This window comes from Candidatus Thioglobus sp. (genome assembly GCF_028599055.1).
Classification (GTDB): Bacteria; Pseudomonadota; Gammaproteobacteria; order PS1; family Pseudothioglobaceae; genus Thioglobus_A.
On record NZ_JAQRMS010000191.1, the window covers coordinates 1 to 2,068 of the forward strand.

3 protein-coding genes and 2 pseudogenes are annotated in these 2,068 nt (G+C 36.3%); 4 read left to right on the forward strand and 1 reads right to left on the reverse strand.

The features are described from left to right. Nucleotides 1–320: pseudogene (locus tag PSN35_RS07375) on the forward strand (glutathione synthase); the annotation flags it as partial. A gap of 7 nt (nt 321–327) precedes the next feature. Here the strand turns inward: PSN35_RS07375 and PSN35_RS07380 are convergent. Next, nucleotides 328–438: pseudogene (locus PSN35_RS07380) on the reverse strand (IS1595 family transposase); the annotation flags it as partial. A 56-nt stretch (nt 439–494) separates the two neighbouring features. Here PSN35_RS07380 and PSN35_RS07385 point away from each other — a divergent pair. From PSN35_RS07385 to PSN35_RS07395, 3 genes are all read left to right on the forward strand, one after another. Then, a complete protein-coding gene (locus tag PSN35_RS07385) occupies nt 495–1,040 on the forward strand; it encodes a helix-turn-helix domain-containing protein (protein ID WP_300031577.1) in 546 nt (181 codons plus the stop codon). Continuing rightward, nucleotides 997–1,494, forward strand: coding sequence for an IS630 family transposase (locus tag PSN35_RS07390; RefSeq protein ID WP_300031579.1), 498 nt, complete (start codon nt 997–999; stop codon nt 1,492–1,494). Before PSN35_RS07385 ends, PSN35_RS07390 begins: the two co-directional genes overlap by 44 nt. A gap of 189 nt (nt 1,495–1,683) precedes the next feature. Continuing rightward, the coding region (locus PSN35_RS07395) for a helicase C-terminal domain-containing protein (protein ID WP_300031582.1) at nt 1,684–2,068 on the forward strand (385 nt) is incomplete at its 3' end.

The following is a 2,068-nucleotide window of genomic DNA, read 5'->3' on the forward strand; positions in this document are numbered from 1 at the left end:
AGCGCATTCTGCTAATTAACGGCAAGCCAATTGATTATGCTTTGGCGCGCATGCCCGCTGAAGGCAGTTTTAAAGGTAATTTAGCGGCAGGTGCTACCGGCATTGGCCAGCCTTTATCAGATCGAGATCGCTATTTGTGTGAACAAATCGCACCAACGCTTAAAGCCAAAGGCTTAATGTTTGTGGGCTTAGATGTTATTGGTGATTATATTACTGAAATCAATGTCACTAGTCCAACTTGCATTCGCGAACTTGATGAACAGTTCGAGCTGAATATTGCCGGCACTTTATTTGATGAAATCGAACAAACGCTTAATTAGCAAAGGGTCAAGACAACTTAAGCGATTCTTTTCTAAAAATTCCAAGCAAAATTTTGTAAATATTTTGTTTGCGATTATTGAATCTAAATTCGCATTCTTTAAGGTGTAATACTATTTTCAAAAATAAAAGATATAAATATGGTAAAATAATAATCTTTTAACAAGATAAAAATCATGCCTAGACCTCGCTCACTTCCAGCTTCTTTTTACAACGAAAACTTTAAAACCCTAGCCAAGAAACAAACACACCATAGAGTCAAGATTCGATTGATGGCAATGCACCACATTCAACAAGGACACACCTATGCTCATGCTGCTAAGACATATTTAGTTAATATTAATGCGGTTAATCAATGGATTGCTCGTTATAAAAAAGACGGCATTAAAGGCTTAAATGAAAAGCCACATACGGGACGAATCGGATTATTTGCCAAACACTCACTAACAAAAATATTTAATAGCATCATTGAGATAAGTGAAAATAAAAAAGGCGGTAGAATAAGACTCATAGAGATAGATCAATTGCTTAAAGACAAATTTGATATTCATTACAGAGATTTGAATGGTGTTCATAACTTGATGAATAGGCTAAATATTAGCTGGATTAGCTCCAGATCAAAACACCCAAGACAAGACCTTGAGGCACAAAGCCTATATAAAAAACTTCAAACAAACGGTGATAGATGCTTTGCCTGTGGACACAAACTTAAACAAGGTTGATGTTTGGTTTCAAGATGAAACCAGAGTAGGACAACAAGGATCTATTACTAGAATGTGGGCACCAAGAGGCACCAGACCCAGTGCCATTCGTCAGCAACAATTTGAATACGCTTATATTTTTTGGGCCACTTGCCCAGCACAAGACAAAGCACTTGGCTTGATATTGCCACTAGCAAATACCGATGGCATGATAGAGCACTTAAGGTTAATCTCTCAATCAACGCCAAAGGATAGATATGCTGTTGTAATAATGGATAGAGCGGCGTGGCACACCACTAGCAAAATTACCTGCTTTGACAATGTTGTTCCAATACCATTGCCTCCTTACGCACCAGAGCTTAATCCAGTAGAACAGTTATGGCTAATATTAAACAACGATATTTATCAAATATGGTTTTTAAGGATTATGAAGAGATTGTGGATAAATGTTGTAATGCTTGGAATGATATTTTAAAAAAGGAAAATTTTATTAAGAAATTGTACAATAGGGAATGGATAGAATTAGTTTAGTTTATTTTTGAAAATGGTATAAATTAAACATACTTTTATACCTTAAAGAATGCGAATTTAGATTCAATAATCGCAAGCAAAATATTTACAAAATTTTGCTTGGAATTTTTAGAAAAGAGTCGCTTAAGTTGTCTTGACCCTAGTTTTATTTACTTCAAACAAGCAGATGCAGCTGGTGGCAGATTTAATTGAACAAAAATTAGAGCCACATTTACTAGTACAAGGCGAATTGTCGAAAAAAGGAATTTTAGAAAAACACATTAATCGACGTCAACAAAATCAAGGTTCGGTGATTTTTGGACTCGACAGTTTCGCCGAAGGTGTCGACCTTAAAGGTGATAATCTCACCCATGTGATTATCGTCAAATTGCGCTTTAGTGTCCCAACCTCGCCAATTGATAAAACCCTAGCAGGTTATTTAGAATCCCAAAAACGCAATCCATTTATGGAAATATCTCTACCTGATGCATCGCTCAAACTCATTCAAGCCTGTGGTAGACTTATTCGCACCGAAACCG